This is a genomic window from Burkholderia sp. RF7-non_BP4 (assembly GCF_001521935.1).
GTDB classification, from domain to species: domain Bacteria; phylum Pseudomonadota; class Gammaproteobacteria; order Burkholderiales; family Burkholderiaceae; genus Burkholderia; species Burkholderia diffusa.
Map to the genome: position 1 here is coordinate 185,340 of NZ_LOTA01000089.1, position 15,692 is coordinate 201,031.

Below are 15,692 nucleotides of genomic sequence, written 5' to 3' on the forward strand. Positions count from 1 at the left end.
GAACGGGTGGTTGGCGTGAAAGCGTCGCGTCCGGCGCCGCGGCGGCCCGCTCTCTCAGGCGGGCACGACGCGGGGAGCCGGACGCTCGGTAAAAGCCTTACAGCGACTTGATCGTGCCCTTCGGCAGAATGGTCGTGACGGCAGCCTTCTGCACGGTGATTTCGGTGCCTTCGGCGATTTCGACGCCGATGTAGCCTTCGGTGACCTTCGTCACCTTGCCGACGAGGCCGCCGCTCGTGACGACTTCGTCGCCCTTCGCCATGGCCGCGAGCATGTTGCGGTGTTCCTTCTGGCGCTTCATCTGCGGACGGATCATGATGAAGTACAGCACCGCGAACATCAGGATGAGCGGCAGGAAGCTCATCAGGCTCGATTCGGCGCCACCGGCACCTTGCGCGAAGGCATTGGAAATGAACGGCACGTTGGTCTCTCCGTAGGGGAAGATCGAAAATTAAGCCGGTTATTCTACCACCGGCCCCATGTGCAAACGGCGCAGCAAATGCGCTTTCGGATCAAGCTGTTAAAGCATGAAACGGCACCGTTGCGGCTCGTTTGGAAAGGCAATTGTAATATTCGGCGGCCACGACCGGCGGTCGGGACGCGATATTTAGTACATGTCTTATGTGACGTGGCGCGGTGCGGGCAGCTTGCGGGCCGCCGCCCGGTCAGTCGACCCCTCTCGCGCGATCCTCCGCGAAGCGCTGGCGGAACGCGTCGAACGTATGGGTCTCGATTGCGTCGCGAATCTCGCTCATCAGCTGCAGGTAGTAGTGCAGGTTGTGGATCGTGTTGAGCTGCGCGCCGAGGATTTCGCCGACGCGGTGCAGGTGGTGCAGGTAGCCGCGCGAGAAGTTCCGGCACGTGTAGCACGTGCAGCTCGCGTCGAGCGGCTTCAGCGAATTCTTGTGCGTCGCGTTGCGGATCTTCACGTCGCCGAAGCGCGTGAAGAGCCAGCCGTTGCGTGCGTTGCGGGTCGGCATCACGCAGTCGAACATGTCGACGCCGTTCGCGACGCCCTCGACCAGATCCTCCGGCGTGCCGACGCCCATCAGGTAGTGCGGCTTGTTGGCCGGCAGCTTCGGGCCGACGTGCCGCAGCACGCGCATCATGTCTTCCTTCGGCTCGCCGACCGACAGCCCGCCGATCGCGAGGCCGTGGAAGCCGAGCTCCGACAGGCCCGCGAGCGACTCGTCGCGCAGGTCCTCGAACATCCCGCCCTGGACGATCCCGAACAGCGCGTTCGGGTTGCCGAGCCGGTCGAACTCGTCGAGCGAGCGTTTCGCCCAGCGCAGCGACATGCGCATCGAGTCGGCCGCTTCCTTGTGCGTGGTCGGCACGCCGTTGGTCGCGTACGGCGTGCATTCGTCGAACTGCATCACGATGTCGGAGTTCAGCACCTTCTGGATCTGCATCGACACTTCCGGCGACAGGAACAGCTTGTCGCCGTTGATCGGCGATGCGAACGTCACGCCGTCCTCGGTGATCTTGCGCAGGTCGCCGAGCGAGAACACCTGGAAGCCGCCCGAATCGGTCAGGATCGGCTTGTTCCAGCCCATGAAGCCGTGCAGGCCGCCGTGCGCGTCGATCGTCTCGAGGCCGGGGCGCAGCCACAGGTGGAACGTGTTGCCGAGGATGATCTGCGCGTTGATCTCGTGCAGCTCGCGCGGCTGGATCGCCTTCACGGTGCCGTACGTGCCGACCGGCATGAAGATCGGCGTCTCGACCACGCCGTGGTTGAGCTTCACGCGGCCGCGGCGCGCATGGCCGTCGGTCGTCAGCAGTTCGAATTCGAGCCCGTTGGCCGGGCGGTCCTGCACGGGAGCGTGCGTATCGTGGGATGAACCTTCGGTCATCGCGTCATTCTCCTTGCCACCGAAGAAGCCTTGCATGGGACCGGAGTATGCGCTGAAGCGCTGACTCCGGATCGCAAGTCCGGCGCATGTTGGAAACGCCGCCGGCAAGCCGGCGGCTGGGAAAAGCGGGGCGCGCGCCATCGGAGCGCGCGCAACGGGACAACGGTGCAACGGCGGCTGCGCGGTCGCGGGCCGGTGCGTCTTCGCACCTGCCGCGCTCACGCGCGCGGCGTCTCCGGCGTGTCGCGCCGCGTGAGCAGCATCGCATCGCCGTAGCTGAAGAAGCGGTAGCGTTCGTCGATCGCGTGCCGGTACGCGGCGCGGATCGTCTCGACACCCGCGAACGCCGACACCAGCATCAGCAGCGTCGACTTCGGCAGGTGGAAGTTCGTCACGAGCCGGTCGACGACGCGGAAACGGTAGCCCGGCGTGATGAAGATGTCGGTCTCGGCCTGCGTCGCGGCGAGCGGGCGGCCCGCTTCGTCGGCGCTGCGCGCCGCGGCTTCGAGCGCGCGCATCGACGTCGTGCCGACCGCGATCACGTTGCCGCCGCGCGCGCGGGTCGCGGCGATCTTGTCGACGAGCGATTGCGGCAGGTCGTACCACTCGCTGTGCATCCGGTGCTCGGCGAGGTTCTCGACGCGCACCGGCTGGAACGTGCCGGCGCCCACGTGCAGCGTCAGCGTCGCGCGCTCGACGCCCATCGCGTCGAGCTTCTCGAGCAGCGGCTGGTCGAAATGGAGCCCGGCCGTGGGCGCCGCGACCGCGCCCGGGTTGCTCGCATAGACGGTCTGGTAGCGCGTCTCGTCGTTCGCGTCGGCGTCGTGCTCGATGTACGGCGGCAGCGGCAGGCGGCCGTGCTGCTCGATCAGCGCGAGGCACGGCTCCGGGAAATGCAGCGTGAAGAACGGCTCGACGCGCTCGCCGACCGTCACGTCGAACGCGTCGGCGAGACGCAGCGTCGTGCCGGCGCCCGGCGACTTGCTCGCGCGGATCTGCGCGAGCGCGGTGTGCGTGCCGGTCACGCGCTCGATCAGCACCTCGATCTTGCCGCCGCTGGCCTTCTGGCCGAAGAAACGCGCCTTCAGCACCTTGGTATCGTTGAACACGAGCAGGTCGCCGGGCGCGATGCACGACGGCAGCTCGGCGAAGCGGCGGTCGACGAGGCGCGCGGGCTCGACGGTGCCGTCGACCTCGAGCAGGCGGCTCGCGGTGCGGTCGGGCAGTGCGGTCTGCGCAATCAGCTCGGGGGGCAGATTGAAATCGAAATCGGAAAGCGTGAACATGCGGGCTGGTTCGAAACGGCCGGCGGGCGCCGCCGACAGGGCGGAAACGCATGAATGGGGCGCGCGAGCCGCTATGATGGCGGGATGCGCGGCCTGGCCGGCGTCGTTCGTTCGGACGACGTGAAAGCCGCTATTGTACTTGCCTTGCGAAGCACCCAGACGATCCGATGCCAGTGTCACCACGCCGTTCCTCCGCCGCCGTTGCCGATTCCGCCGATCCGTTCGACGCGGACGATGCCGCGTTACCCGCGCAAAGCGCGGAGCCGCGCGGTGGCGCGTCGCGCCGCGCGGGCCCGAAGCGCGGCGCCGACGGGCGGCTCGCGCAGCCGGCTGCCGCCGCGCCCGACGTCGATCCGGGCGCGGACGGCGACGAAGCGGGGGCAGCCGGCACGTCCGGCGCGAAGCGCAAGAAGAAGCCGGCCGCCGACAAACCCGTGAAGACCGCCGCCGTGAAGACCGCCGACAAGCTCGCGAAGCTCGGCCTCACGCGCTCGATCGATCTCGTGCTGCATCTGCCGATGCGCTACGAGGACGAAACCACGCTCACGCCGATCGGCGAACTGCTGCCGGGCGGCATCGCGCAGACCGAGGGCGTGGTGTTCGACAACGAAGTCGCATACCGGCCGCGGCGCCAGCTCGTCGTGAAGATCCAGGATGACGACGGCGAGCAGCTCGTGCTGCGCTTCCTCAATTTCTACGGCTCGCAGGTCAAGCAGATGGCCGTCGGCCAACGGCTGCGCGTGCGCGGCGACGTGCGCGGCGGCTTCTTCGGAATGGAGATGGTGCATCCGGCCGTGCGCGTCGTCGAAGCCGACGCGCCGCTGCCGCAGGTGCTCACGCCCGTCTATCCGAGCACGGCCGGCGTGTCGCAGGCGTATCTGCGCAAGGCGATCGAGAACGCGGTCGAGCGCACGCCGCTGCCCGAGCTGCTGCCGCCCGAGATCGAACGCGACTACCTGAAGCCGCTCGGCGTGCCGACGCTCGCGCAGGCCGTGCGGATCCTGCACCACCCGGCTGTCGATTCCGATGAAGCCGCGCTGATGGACGGCTCGCATCCGGCGTGGACGCGCATCAAGTTCGAGGAGCTGCTCGCGCAGCAGCTGTCGCTCAAGCGTGCGCACGAGGAGCGCCGCACGCGCGCGGCGCCCGCGATGCCGCGCCGCACCGCGGCCGATGCCGACGCGCTGACGACGCGTCTCTACGCGGCGCTGCCGTTCACGCTGACGGGCGCGCAGTCGCGCGTCGTCGACGAGATCGCGCACGACCTCACGCTCGCGCATCCGATGCAGCGGCTGCTGCAGGGCGACGTCGGCAGCGGCAAGACGGTCGTCGCGGCGCTGGCGGCCACGCAGGCGATCGACGCCGGCTACCAGGCCGCCCTGATGGCGCCGACCGAAATCCTCGCGGAGCAGCACGCACGCAAGCTGCGCGCGTGGCTCGAACCGCTCGGCGTCTCGGTCGCATGGCTCGCGGGCAGCCTGAAGGCGAAGGAGAAGCGCGCGGCGATCGAAGCCGCGGCGCTCGGCACCGCGCAGCTCGTGATCGGCACGCACGCGATCATCCAGGACACGGTCGAATTCGCGCGGCTCGGCCTCGTGATCGTCGACGAGCAGCACCGTTTCGGCGTCGAGCAGCGTCTCGCGCTGCGCGCGAAGGCCGCGAACGCGGCCAACGGCGCGCGCGATTTCCAGCCGCACCAGCTGATGATGTCGGCCACGCCGATTCCGCGCACGCTCGCGATGACGTATTACGCGGATCTCGAGGTGTCGACGATCGACGAGCTGCCGCCGGGCCGCACGCCGGTGTTGACGCGCCTCGTCGGCGATGCGCGGCGCGAAGAGGTGATCGCCCGCGTGCGCGAGGCCGCGCTGACCGGCCGCCAGGTGTACTGGGTGTGTCCGCTGATCGAGGAGAGCGAGACGCTGCAGCTGCAGACGGCCGTCGAGACTTACGAGACGCTGGCCGAGGCGTTGCCCGAGCTGAAGGTCGGGCTCGTGCACGGGCGGCTGTCGCCGGCCGACAAGGCGGCCGTGATGGAAGCCTTCACGCGCAACGAGGTGCAGTTGCTCGTCGCGACGACCGTGATCGAGGTCGGCGTCGACGTGCCGAACGCGTCGCTGATGGTGATCGAGCACGCGGAGCGCTTCGGCCTCGCGCAGCTGCATCAGTTGCGCGGCCGCGTCGGGCGCGGCACCGCGGCGTCGGTCTGCGTGCTGCTTTACACGGGCCCGCTGTCGCTGACCGGCCGCGAGCGGCTGAAGACGATGCGCGAGACGACCGACGGCTTCGAGATCGCGCGGCGCGACCTCGAAATCCGCGGCCCCGGCGAATTCCTCGGCGCGCGCCAGTCCGGTGCCGCGATGCTGCGCTTCGCGAACCTCGAGACCGACGGCTGGCTGATCGACCCGGCCCGCGACGCGGCAGCGCGACTGATCGCCGCGTATCCCGACGTGGTCACGCAGCATCTCGCACGCTGGCTCGGCGCGCGGGAGCAGTACCTGAAGGCCTGATCCGCGCATTCGGGGACGGATTTAAAACCGCCATTCGGCGGCGATTCGGCGCATCGCGATGCAGAGAAACTTGGCGAATCGGTGCCAACGGGTGTATAAATTAAACCTATCGCCTGTATAACCCTGATTGACCCACAATGACCCTGACTGAATTGAAGTACATCGTCGCGGTCGCGCGCGAGCGGCATTTCGGTCGCGCGGCCGAAGCATGCTTCGTGAGCCAGCCGACGCTATCGGTGGCGATCAAGAAGCTGGAAGACGAGCTCAACGTGCAGATTTTCGAGCGCGGCGCGAGCGAAGTGAGCGTGACCCCGATCGGCGACCAGATCGTCACGCAGGCGCAGCGCGTGCTCGAGCAGACCTTCGCGATCAAGGAGATCGCGAAGCAGGGCAAGGACCCGCTCGTCGGCCCGTTCCGGCTCGGCGTGATCTACACGATCGGGCCGTACCTGCTGCCGACGCTCGTCAAGCAGATGATCCAGCGCGTGCCGCAGATGCCGCTGATGCTGCAGGAGAATTACACGCTGAAGCTGCTCGAGCTGCTGAAGCAGGGCGAAATCGACGCCGCGATCATGGCGCTGCCGTTCCCCGAAACCGGCCTGATGGTGCGGCCGCTGTACGACGAGCCGTTCGTCGTCGCGCTGCCGGCCGGCCATCCGTGGGAGAAGCGCAACGAGATCGACGCCGAGGATCTGAAGCAGGAAACCATGCTGCTGCTCGGCAACGGTCACTGCTTCCGCGACCACGTGCTCGGCGTGTGCCCGGAACTGATGCGCTTCTCGCAGACGGCCGACGGCATCCAGAAGACCTTCGAAGGCTCGTCGCTCGAAACGATTCGCCATATGGTCGCGAGCGGTGTCGGCATCACGGTGCTGCCGCGGATGTCGGTCGCCGAGATCGGCCCGCGCGCGAACGGCCCCGACGCCGAGTTGCTGTCGTACGTGCCGTTCAACGAGCCGGTGCCGGATCGCCGCGTCGTGCTGGTGTGGCGCAAGAGCTTCACGCGGATGCCGGCGATCGACGCGATCAGCGAGGCGATCGCCGCGTGCGAACTGCCGGGCGTCGCGAAGCTCGACATGCCCGCGACGATGAATTGAGCAGGGTGCGGTGCATGTGAGGCAGGCAGTCAACGGGGTCTGGCGACCCCGTTTATTTTTGCCTATCGGATAGATGAAATTTATCAAATTCAAATAAACGATAGAAATACATAGAATCCTTTCCATGGATTGCACCGGATCGGCGGTCCGATTTGCACGTTGAGTGCAGGTGTCAAAGGAGGATGTCATGATGCGGTCGGTATTGCAGCACGCGCAGCGGAACATCCCGTCGCGCGACGAGGTCGTAAATCGCGCGAGGGCCGCGGCCCGGAGCCTCCGCCCGATTGCGTTCGCGTATCTGGCGGACCGTGTGTATGGCGGATGAGTGCCGCGGCATGCCGGTTCCGTGTTCCCCGACTCACCGCCGTTCAGCCATGAGGGAGCATTGCATGTCCGAAGTCCCGCAGCCCGCATCGAAGGCCACGCCGCCTGCCACCCCGTAGCACGACAGGACCAACCTGTTCCGTTTCATCCCCCCGCAATGCTCCACGAACCGCGCCAGGCAAGTGGGGGCTTACGAGCAAGTAAAGGAGAAAAAAGCATGTCGACCGAATCGAAATGTCCGTTCAACCATACGGCGGCCGGCGGCACGTCGAACAAGGACTGGTGGCCGAACCAGCTCAATCTCAACATCCTGCATCGGCACTCGGCGCTGTCCGATCCGATGGACAAGGATTTCGACTACGCGGAAGCGTTCAAGAAGCTCGACCTCGCGGCGGTGAAGCGCGACCTGCAGGCGCTGATGACGACGTCGCAGGACTGGTGGCCGGCCGACTTCGGCCACTACGGCGGCCTGTTCATCCGGATGGCCTGGCACAGCGCCGGCACGTACCGGACCGCCGACGGCCGTGGTGGCGCGGGCGGCGGGCAACAGCGCTTCGCTCCGCTGAACAGCTGGCCGGACAACGGCAACCTCGACAAGGCGCGCCGGCTGCTGTGGCCGATCAAGCAGAAATACGGCCGCAACATCTCGTGGGCCGACCTGATGATCCTGACCGGCAACGTCGCGCTCGAGTCGATGGGCTTCAAGACTTTCGGCTTCGCCGGCGGCCGCGTCGACACGTGGGAACCGGACGACGTCTACTGGGGTTCGGAAAAGATCTGGCTGGAACTGAGCGGCGGCCCGAACAGCCGTTACTCGGGCGACCGTGACCTCGAGAATCCGCTCGCGGCCGTGCAGATGGGTCTCATCTACGTGAACCCGGAAGGCCCGGACGGCAACCCCGACCCGGTCGCGGCGGCACGCGACATCCGCGAGACGTTCGCGCGGATGGCGATGAACGACGAAGAGACGGTGGCGCTGATCGCCGGCGGCCACACGTTCGGCAAGACGCACGGCGCGGGCCCCGCATCGAACGTCGGTCCGGAACCGGAAGCGGCCGGCATCGAGGAGCAGGGTCTCGGCTGGAAGAGCACGTACGCATCGGGCAAGGGCCGCGACGCGATTACGAGCGGCCTCGAAGTCACGTGGACGTCGACCCCGACGAAGTGGAGCAACGACTTCTTCAAGCACCTGTTCAGCTACGAATGGGAATTGACGAAGAGCCCGGCCGGCGCGCATCAGTGGGTCGCGAAGGGCGCCGACGCGGTGATTCCGGATGCGTTCGATCCGGCGAAGAAGCATCGCCCGACGATGCTGACGACCGACCTGTCGCTGCGTTTCGACCCGGCCTACGAGAAGATCTCGCGCCGCTTCTACGAGAACCCGGCCGAGTTCGCCGACGCGTTCGCGCGCGCCTGGTTCAAGCTCACGCACCGCGACATGGGCCCGCGCGCCCGCTATCTCGGCCCGGAAGTGCCGGCCGAGCAACTGCTGTGGCAGGACCCGATCCCGGCTGTCGATCACAAGCTGATCGATGACGCCGACGTCGCGGCGCTGAAGGCGAAGGTGCTTGCATCGGGCCTGTCGGTCGCGCAGCTCGTGTCGACCGCATGGGCGTCGGCCTCGACGTTCCGCGGTTCGGACAAGCGCGGCGGCGCGAACGGTGCGCGCATCCGCCTGGCGCCGCAGAAGGACTGGGAAGTGAACCAGCCGGCCGCGCTTGCGACGGTGCTCGAGACGCTGGAAGGTGTGCAGAAGGCGTTCAACGATGCGCAGACGGGCGGCAAGAAGGTGTCGCTCGCCGACCTGATCGTGCTGGCCGGTGCGGCCGGCGTCGAACAGGCCGCGAAGAACGCGGGTATCGCGGTGACGGTGCCGTTCGCACCGGGCCGGATGGACGCGTCGCAGGAGCAGACCGATATCGAAGCGATGGCCGTGCTCGAGCCGGTTGCGGACGGGTTCCGCAATTACCTGAAGAGCGCGTACAAGACGCCGGCCGAGGCGCTGCTGGTCGACAAGGCCCAGCTGCTGACGCTGAGCGGGCCGGAGCTGACGGTGCTCGTCGGCGGCCTGCGTGTGCTCGGCGCGAACGTCGGTGACTCAACGCACGGCGTGTTCACCGATCGTCCGGGCTCGCTGACCAACGACTTCTTCGTGAACCTGCTCGACATGGGCACGGAGTGGAAGCCGGTGTCGGCCGCGAACGACGTGTTCGAAGGGCGCGATCGTGCGTCGGGCCAGGTCAAGTGGACGGGTACGCGCGTCGACCTGATCTTCGGTTCGCACTCGCAGTTGCGTGCGCTGGCCGAGGTGTACGGCAGCGCGGACGCGAACGAGAAGTTCGTGCGCGATTTCGTCGCGGCCTGGAACAAGGTGATGAACCTCGACCGATTCGACCTCAAGTGAATGTCGCGATGCGGTAACGCAGTTTCGCTGTAACGTGAAACGGCCGGTCGCACGACCGGCCGTTTTTTCTTCCAGGATCGTGTCGAAGGAGTGACGATCATGACGCAAATGATGCTGAACATGCGCACCGCGTTCACGCCGGCCGAGTGGGCGCGGCGTATCGTCGGTTTCGCGATCGTCGTCGGCGGCGCGGCCGAGCTGGTCGCGCAGGCGCTGCACGCGCTCGCGCCGCTCGTGTCGGGCGCCGGCGGCTGAGCGCGCGAATCGCTCGCCGCACCAGACGGGCGAGTCGTGAACGGATGCCGTGCGACGCGGCATGCGGATTGCTCGACGCATTTTCTCCGGTTCAACATTTCGAATGAGGAGTTCCGAAGATGGCCAGGAAAGGCAACGCCACGCAGATCAACATCGGCATCAGCGACAAGGACCGCAGGAAAATCGCGGACGGCCTGTCGCGTCTGCTTGCCGATACGTTCTCGCTTTACCTGAAGACCCACAATTTCCACTGGAACGTCACGGGTCCGATGTTCAACACGCTGCACCTGATGTTCGAAGAGCAGTACAACGAACTGTGGCTCGCGGTCGACTCGGTCGCCGAGCGCATTCGCACGCTCGGCGTCGTCGCGCCGGGTACCTTCGCGGATTTCGCGAAGCTGTCGTCGGTGCCGGAAGCGAACGGCGTGCCGGCGGCCGAAGAGATGATCCGTCAGCTCGTGGAAGGGCACGAGACGGTTGTGCGCACGGCGCGCGAAATCTTCCCGATCGCCGATGCGGCGAGCGACGAGCCGACCGCCGACCTGCTGACGCAACGCCTGCAGACGCATGAAAAGACCGCGTGGATGCTGCGGTCGCTGCTCGCGTAAGTTTGACGCGACCGGCATCGGCGGGCAGCCCGAGCTCAAATTGGGGCCGGGTCGCCTGCAGCGGATCGAATCCTGCCTTGGCCGCCCGTGCATGTTTGCCGCACATCTGTCCCTTGATTGGCGGCCAGGACTGCTTCGGCCGCTTGCAGCGGGCCGGCGTGGCCGACGCGCGTGCCGCGGCACGTGGCCGCGGGCCATCCCGACATGACGCGAACCGTGCCTCGGCTCTAAAATGCCGGGATTATCTTCCCGGTGCTTCGCCATGCTTGCCCGCTTTCCCCTGTATCTGCGGCTCGTCCGGATGGACAAGCCGATCGGCAGCCTGCTGCTGCTCTGGCCGACGCTCAACGCACTGTGGATCGCATCGGACGGCCATCCGCGCTGGCCGCTGCTCGTGATCTTCGCGCTCGGCACGCTGCTGATGCGCTCGGCCGGCTGCGCGATGAACGACTATGCCGACCGCGATTTCGACCGTCACGTGAAGCGCACGGCCGACCGGCCGCTGACGTCGGGCAAGATCCGCGCATGGGAAGCCGTCGCGATCGCGGTGGTGCTGTCGTTCATCGCGTTCCTGCTGATCCTGCCGCTCAACACGTTGACGAAGGAGTTGTCGGTCGTCGCCTTGTTCGTCGCCGGTTCGTATCCGTTCATGAAGCGATTCTTCGCGATTCCGCAGGCATATCTCGGCATCGCGTTCGGCTTCGGCATCCCGATGGCGTTCGCGGCCGTGCAGGACACGGTGCCGATGCTCGCGTGGGTGATGCTCATCGCGAACATTTTCTGGTCGGTCGCGTACGACACCGAATACGCGATGGTCGACCGCGACGACGACATCAAGATCGGCATTCGCACGTCCGCGCTGACGTTCGGCCGCTTCGACGTCGCGGCCGTGATGGCATGCTATGCGGTGACGCTCGGCATCTACGTATGGATCGGCGTGACGCTCGGCTTCGGTCTCGCGTACTGGGCCGGCTGGGCGGCGGCGGTCGGCTGCGCGCTGTATCACTACACGCTGATCAAGGGGCGCGAGCGGATGCCGTGCTTCGCGGCGTTCCGGCACAACAACTGGCTCGGCGGCGTGCTGTTCGCGGGAATCGCCGCGCATTACCTGCTGGCGGGTGCGGCCGGCAACTGACGCGACCGCGCGCCGATGCGCGATGCCAGCAAAAAAGCGGCCGAGGCCGCTTTTTTGTTGCCGGTGCCGGAAACCCGGCGGCGGTCGCGGCGCTTATGCGCGGCCGAGCTCGCCGCCCATTTCCTTCGCGCGTGCCTCGGCTGCGAGCGCGCCGCGCACGATCGCTTCCTTCACGCCCTGCGCGTCGAACGACGCGAGCGCGGCGGCCGTCGTGCCGCCCTTCGACGTCACGCGCTCGCGCAGCACGCTTGCCGGCTCGCCCGATTGCGCGGCGAGTTGCGCGGCGCCCGCGAACGTCGCGACCGCAAGCGCGCGGCCCTGTTCGTCGTTCATGCCGAGGCGGCGCGCGGCTTCCTGCAGCGCTTCGATGAAATAGAACACGTAGGCCGGGCCGCTGCCCGAGATCGCCGTGACCGCATCGAGCTGCGCTTCGTCGTCGAACCACACGATCTCGCCGACCGCGCCGAGCACGTTCGACGCGAGCTCGCGACCGGCCGCGTCGACGCCCGGCAGCGCGGCGAGACCCGTCACGCCCATGCCGACCAGCGCGGGCGTGTTCGGCATCGTGCGTACGACGCGCGCGTAGTCGCCGAGCCAGCGGGCGAGGTCGGTGCCGCGGATGCCCGCCGCGATGCTGATCACGAGCTGCGATTTCAAATGCGGCGCGAGTGCCTGCGCGACGTCCTTCAGCACCTGCGGTTTCACCGCGAGCACGATCGCGTCGTAGGCCGCGAGCGTCGCGTCGATGGCCGCGCCGGTGCGGATGCCGAACTGCTGCGCCGTGCGCGCGCGGGCGTCCTCGTTGACGTCGATGGCATACAGGCCGTCAGCGGCGACGCCGCGCTTGATCAGGCCGCCGATGAGGGCCGCGGCCATGTTGCCGCCGCCGATGAATGCGATTTTCATGATGTCCGATTGAGCAGATGAGTGAACGGAAAGGCGGAAAAGGGCAGCGCTCAGTGCGAATAGTCGCGCGCGCCGAAGATCGCGGTGCCGACGCGCACGATCGTCGCGCCTTCGAGCACCGCGGCTTCGAGATCGGCGGACATGCCCATCGACAACGTGTCGAGCGGCAGGCCCTCGGCGCGCAATGCATCGAACAGCGCGCGCAGCGCGCGATGCGGCACGCGTTGCGCGTCGGTATCGCCGGCCGGTTCGGGAATCGCCATCAGGCCGCGCAGCCGCAGCGCCGGCAGCGCGGCGACCGCGCGCGCGACATCGGCCACGTCGGCCGGTGCGACGCCGCTCTTCGACGCCTCGCCGCTGATGTTCACCTGCACGCACACGTTGAGCGGCGGCAGGTGCGCGGGGCGCTGTTCGGCGAGGCGCTGCGCGATCTTCAGCCGGTCGACCGAATGGACCCAGTCGAACCGTTCGGCGACCGGGCGCGTCTTGTTCGATTGCAGCGGCCCGATGAAATGCCATTCGAGGTCCGCGCGCAGATCGGCGAGCGCGTCGATCTTGTCGATCGATTCCTGCACGTAGTTCTCGCCGAACGCGCGTTGTCCGGCCGCATGCGCGGCGCGCACGTCGTCGGCGGGAAACGTCTTCGACACGGCGAGCAGCGAGACGGTGGCGGGATCGCGGCCGGCCGCGCGGGCGGCGTCGGCGATGCGGCGGTGAACGGAATCGAGACGGGCGGCGAAGTCGGACATGACGGGCACGGAAGCAGGCACGGGGAAGCGATTACGGCGGCGAGTACGGTGACGAATGCGGCACGGCACGCGCCGCTTCGATTCGCCCATTATACGGACGCCGCCGCGGGTGCCGCGCTAGCCGTACAGCAGATGCTCGACGAGCTGAATCCAGTGCGTGACCGGAATCTGCGTGCCGCTTTGCAGGTGCGCGATGCAGCCGACGTTGCCGGACACGATCATCTGCGGCTCGAGCGCCTGCAGCTTCAGCAGCTTCTGCTTGCGCAGCCGGTACGACAGCGACGGCTGCGTCAGCGAATAGGTGCCGGCCGACCCGCAGCACAGATGACTGTCGGCCGGCAGCCGCACGTCGATGCCGAGCGTCTCGAGCAGGCGCTCGACCTTGCCGCGCGACTGCTGGCCGTGCTGCAGCGTGCACGGCGGGTGATACGCGACGGTATGGATCGCGCGGCGCCGCGCGAGCGTCGAGAGCTCGGCCTCGAACGCGAGCAGCACGTCGGAGATGTCGCGCGTCAGCGCGACGATGCGCTGCGCCTTCTCCGCATACGCCGGATCGTCGCGCAGCAGGTGCGCGTATTCGAGCACCGTCGCGCCGCAGCCCGATGCGTTCATCACGATCGCCTCGGCGCCTTGCTCGACGTACGGCCACCACGCGTCGATGTTGCGGCGCGCGTCGTCGAGCGCTTCGTCGTGATAGTTCAGGTGCAGGCGGATCGCGCCGCAGCACCCCGCGTCGGGCGCGACGATCGTCTCGACGCCGAGCGCATCGAGCACGCGCGCGGTCGCGATGTTGATGTTCGGCAGCATCGACGGCTGCACGCAGCCGGCGAGCATCAGCATCTTGCGCGGATGCGTGCGCTGCGGCCATTCGAGCAGCCGCGTGCGCGGCGGCACCTTGTCGCGCAGCCGTTTCGGCAAGAGCGGCCGCACGTGCTGGCCGAGCCGCATGATCGGCGAGAACAGCGCCTCGTTCGGCACGAGGCTGGCGAGCACGCGGCGCACGAGCCGCTGCTGCACGGGGCGCTGCACTTGCGCCTCGACGTGTTTGCGGCCGATCTCGACGAGCCGGCCGTACTGGACACCCGACGGGCAGGTCGTTTCGCAGCTGCGGCAGGTGAGGCAGCGGTCGAGGTGCTGCTGCGTGCTGCGCGTGACGGGCGCGCCTTCGACCATCTGCTTGATCAGGTAGATGCGGCCGCGCGGTCCGTCGAGTTCGTCGCCGAGCAGCTGGTAGGTCGGGCACGTCGCGGTGCAGAAGCCGCAATGCACGCATTTGCGCAGGATTGCGTCGGCCTCGTCGCCGTCGGGCGTATTGCGGATGAAATCGGCGAGGTTCGTTTGCATCGAGCCCTCAGAGATCGGGGTAGAGCCGGTCGCGGTTGAAGATGCGCGCGGGATCGAACGCCGTCTTCAGCCCGCGGTGAATCTTCATCAGCGGCGCGGGCAGTGGCGTGAACACGCCCGCGCTGCGGTCGTAGGATTCGCCCGCGCGGAACAGCGTCGCATGGCCGCCGGCCTGCTTCGCGCTCATGCGCACCGTCTGCGCGTCGGCGTCGGTGATCCACCAGCGCTGCGCACCGCCCCATTCCATCAGCTGGGTGCCGGGCAGGTGCATCGGTTCGGTGATCGACGGCAGCGCGAGGCGCCACAGCGCATAGCCGGGCGGAATGCCGTTGAAGAACGGATCGGTGTGCTCGCGCAGGCCGGCCCAGAAGCGCTCGGCCTCGACCGCGTCGACGACTTCGCCGCCGAGCAGCGTCTTCGCCGATTTCACGGCGGCCTCGGCGCCCGACAGCCGCAGCACCAGCGTGCCGTTGCGCCACGCGCTCGCGCTGACGGGCAGCGGATGGCCGCCCCATTCGTTGAGCTTGCGCACCGCGTCGGTCGCGGTCATCTCGAACTTCAGCGTGACTTCGGCGACCGGCACCGGCAGCACCTTGATCGACAGGTCGAGCATCAGCCCGAGCGTGCCGAGCGAGCCGGCCATCAGCCGCGACACGTCGTAGCCGGCGACGTTCTTCACGACCTGCCCGCCGAAGCGCAGCACTTCGCCGCGCCCGTTCATCAGCGTGACGCCGAGCACGAAATCGCGCGGCGCGCCGCAGGTCGCGCGGCGCGGGCCGGCGAGGCCCGCCGCGATGCAGCCGCCGACGGTGGCCGCGCGGCCGAAATGCGGCGGCTCGAACGCCAGCATCTGGCCGCGCTCGGCGAGGACGGTTTCAAGCTGCGCGAGCGGCGTGCCCGCGCGAACCGTGACGACGAGCTCGGCCGGGTCGTACGACACGATGCCCTGAAACGAGCGCGTGTCGAGTATTTCGCCGTCCAGCGCCTGGCCGTACCAGTCCTTGGTGCCGCCGCCGCGAATCCGCAGCGGCCGGCCGTCGGCGCTGGCGGCACGGATGCGCTCGGCCCATCCGGCGACGATGTCGTCCTCTTCCATGTTCTGTTGCTGCCTCGTTGTTGTCCGGTCGATTGTACCGGGGTGGCGCGAATCCACATCGCGACTATCCCTAAGCCCCGTCTGACGAAGGCATGCCGCCGCCACGCGCGCGGCCGGCACGGGCC

The 15,692-nt window shown here is 67.8% G+C and carries 13 protein-coding genes; 6 read left to right on the top strand and 7 right to left on the bottom strand.

Features of this window, described 5'->3' with window-relative positions:
- Positions 1 to 97: 97 nt before the first annotated feature.
- The 3 genes from yajC to queA form a co-directional block, all read right to left on the bottom strand.
- Positions 98 to 421, bottom strand: coding sequence for a preprotein translocase subunit YajC (gene yajC / locus WS49_RS28135; RefSeq protein ID WP_006476868.1), 324 nt, complete (start codon positions 419 to 421; stop codon positions 98 to 100).
- Positions 422 to 665: 244 nt separating this feature from the next.
- Positions 666 to 1,853, bottom strand: coding sequence for a tRNA guanosine(34) transglycosylase Tgt (tgt, locus tag WS49_RS28140; protein WP_059535520.1), 1,188 nt, complete (start codon positions 1,851 to 1,853; stop codon positions 666 to 668).
- Between the two features lie 218 nt (positions 1,854 to 2,071).
- Positions 2,072 to 3,139, bottom strand: coding sequence for a tRNA preQ1(34) S-adenosylmethionine ribosyltransferase-isomerase QueA (queA, locus tag WS49_RS28145; RefSeq protein ID WP_059535378.1), 1,068 nt, complete (start codon positions 3,137 to 3,139; stop codon positions 2,072 to 2,074).
- 167 nt (positions 3,140 to 3,306) lie between these two features.
- On the opposite strand from queA, the gene recG reads away from it, so the two are divergent.
- The 6 genes from recG to ubiA all read left to right on the top strand — a co-directional run bounded on the left by recG (position 3,307) and on the right by ubiA (position 11,472).
- A complete protein-coding gene (gene recG / locus WS49_RS28150; RefSeq protein ID WP_059535380.1) occupies positions 3,307 to 5,649 on the top strand; it encodes an ATP-dependent DNA helicase RecG in 2,343 nt (780 codons plus the stop codon).
- Between the two features lie 137 nt (positions 5,650 to 5,786).
- Positions 5,787 to 6,746 carry a hydrogen peroxide-inducible genes activator gene (locus WS49_RS28155; protein WP_059535381.1) on the top strand — a complete coding sequence of 320 codons (960 nt, stop codon included), beginning with the start codon at positions 5,787 to 5,789 and terminating at the stop codon, positions 6,744 to 6,746.
- A gap of 541 nt (positions 6,747 to 7,287) precedes the next feature.
- A complete protein-coding gene (katG, locus tag WS49_RS28160) occupies positions 7,288 to 9,474 on the top strand; it encodes a catalase/peroxidase HPI (RefSeq protein WP_059535382.1) in 2,187 nt (728 codons plus the stop codon).
- Between the two features lie 99 nt (positions 9,475 to 9,573).
- Positions 9,574 to 9,729, top strand: coding sequence for a hypothetical protein (locus WS49_RS35770; protein ID WP_175909117.1), 156 nt, complete (start codon positions 9,574 to 9,576; stop codon positions 9,727 to 9,729).
- A gap of 119 nt (positions 9,730 to 9,848) precedes the next feature.
- Positions 9,849 to 10,337, top strand: coding sequence for a non-specific DNA-binding protein DpsA (dpsA, locus tag WS49_RS28165; RefSeq protein WP_059465436.1), 489 nt, complete (start codon positions 9,849 to 9,851; stop codon positions 10,335 to 10,337).
- Between the two features lie 262 nt (positions 10,338 to 10,599).
- Positions 10,600 to 11,472: a 4-hydroxybenzoate octaprenyltransferase gene (gene ubiA / locus WS49_RS28170; RefSeq protein ID WP_059535384.1), complete on the top strand. Its 873-nt coding sequence runs from the start codon at positions 10,600 to 10,602 to the stop codon at positions 11,470 to 11,472.
- 93 nt (positions 11,473 to 11,565) lie between these two features.
- Here ubiA and proC read toward each other — a convergent pair whose 3' ends face one another.
- From proC to glcE, 4 genes are all read right to left on the bottom strand, one after another.
- Entirely contained in the window at positions 11,566 to 12,378 is an 813-nt protein-coding gene (gene proC, locus WS49_RS28175) for a pyrroline-5-carboxylate reductase (protein ID WP_059535385.1), read from the bottom strand.
- Between the two features lie 50 nt (positions 12,379 to 12,428).
- Positions 12,429 to 13,127 carry a YggS family pyridoxal phosphate-dependent enzyme gene (locus tag WS49_RS28180; protein ID WP_059535387.1) on the bottom strand — a complete coding sequence of 233 codons (699 nt, stop codon included), beginning with the start codon at positions 13,125 to 13,127 and terminating at the stop codon, positions 12,429 to 12,431.
- Between the two features lie 117 nt (positions 13,128 to 13,244).
- Positions 13,245 to 14,471 carry a glycolate oxidase subunit GlcF gene (gene glcF, locus WS49_RS28185; protein ID WP_059535389.1) on the bottom strand — a complete coding sequence of 409 codons (1,227 nt, stop codon included), beginning with the start codon at positions 14,469 to 14,471 and terminating at the stop codon, positions 13,245 to 13,247.
- A 7-nt stretch (positions 14,472 to 14,478) separates the two neighbouring features.
- The gene (gene glcE, locus WS49_RS28190) at positions 14,479 to 15,567 is read right to left on the bottom strand and encodes a glycolate oxidase subunit GlcE (protein ID WP_059535390.1); all 1,089 of its coding nucleotides are present in this window, start codon (positions 15,565 to 15,567) and stop codon (positions 14,479 to 14,481) included.
- Between the last annotated feature and the right edge of the window lie 125 nt (positions 15,568 to 15,692).

What these genes read in the sequence shown, in the direction of transcription:
- tgt (WP_059535520.1), bottom strand. Translation starts at nt 1,853, where the DNA reads ATGACCGAAGGTTCATCCCACGATACGCACGCTCCCGTGCAGGACCGC.
- queA (WP_059535378.1), bottom strand. Translation starts at nt 3,139, where the DNA reads ATGTTCACGCTTTCCGATTTCGATTTCAATCTGCCCCCCGAGCTGATT.
- recG (WP_059535380.1), top strand. Translation starts at nt 3,307, where the DNA reads ATGCCAGTGTCACCACGCCGTTCCTCCGCCGCCGTTGCCGATTCCGCC.
- WS49_RS28155 (WP_059535381.1), top strand. Translation starts at nt 5,787, where the DNA reads ATGACCCTGACTGAATTGAAGTACATCGTCGCGGTCGCGCGCGAGCGG.
- katG (WP_059535382.1), top strand. Translation starts at nt 7,288, where the DNA reads ATGTCGACCGAATCGAAATGTCCGTTCAACCATACGGCGGCCGGCGGC.
- WS49_RS35770 (WP_175909117.1), top strand. Translation starts at nt 9,574, where the DNA reads ATGACGCAAATGATGCTGAACATGCGCACCGCGTTCACGCCGGCCGAG.
- dpsA (WP_059465436.1), top strand. Translation starts at nt 9,849, where the DNA reads ATGGCCAGGAAAGGCAACGCCACGCAGATCAACATCGGCATCAGCGAC.
- ubiA (WP_059535384.1), top strand. Translation starts at nt 10,600, where the DNA reads ATGCTTGCCCGCTTTCCCCTGTATCTGCGGCTCGTCCGGATGGACAAG.
- proC (WP_059535385.1), bottom strand. Translation starts at nt 12,378, where the DNA reads ATGAAAATCGCATTCATCGGCGGCGGCAACATGGCCGCGGCCCTCATC.
- WS49_RS28180 (WP_059535387.1), bottom strand. Translation starts at nt 13,127, where the DNA reads ATGTCCGACTTCGCCGCCCGTCTCGATTCCGTTCACCGCCGCATCGCC.
- glcF (WP_059535389.1), bottom strand. Translation starts at nt 14,471, where the DNA reads ATGCAAACGAACCTCGCCGATTTCATCCGCAATACGCCCGACGGCGAC.
- glcE (WP_059535390.1), bottom strand. Translation starts at nt 15,567, where the DNA reads ATGGAAGAGGACGACATCGTCGCCGGATGGGCCGAGCGCATCCGTGCC.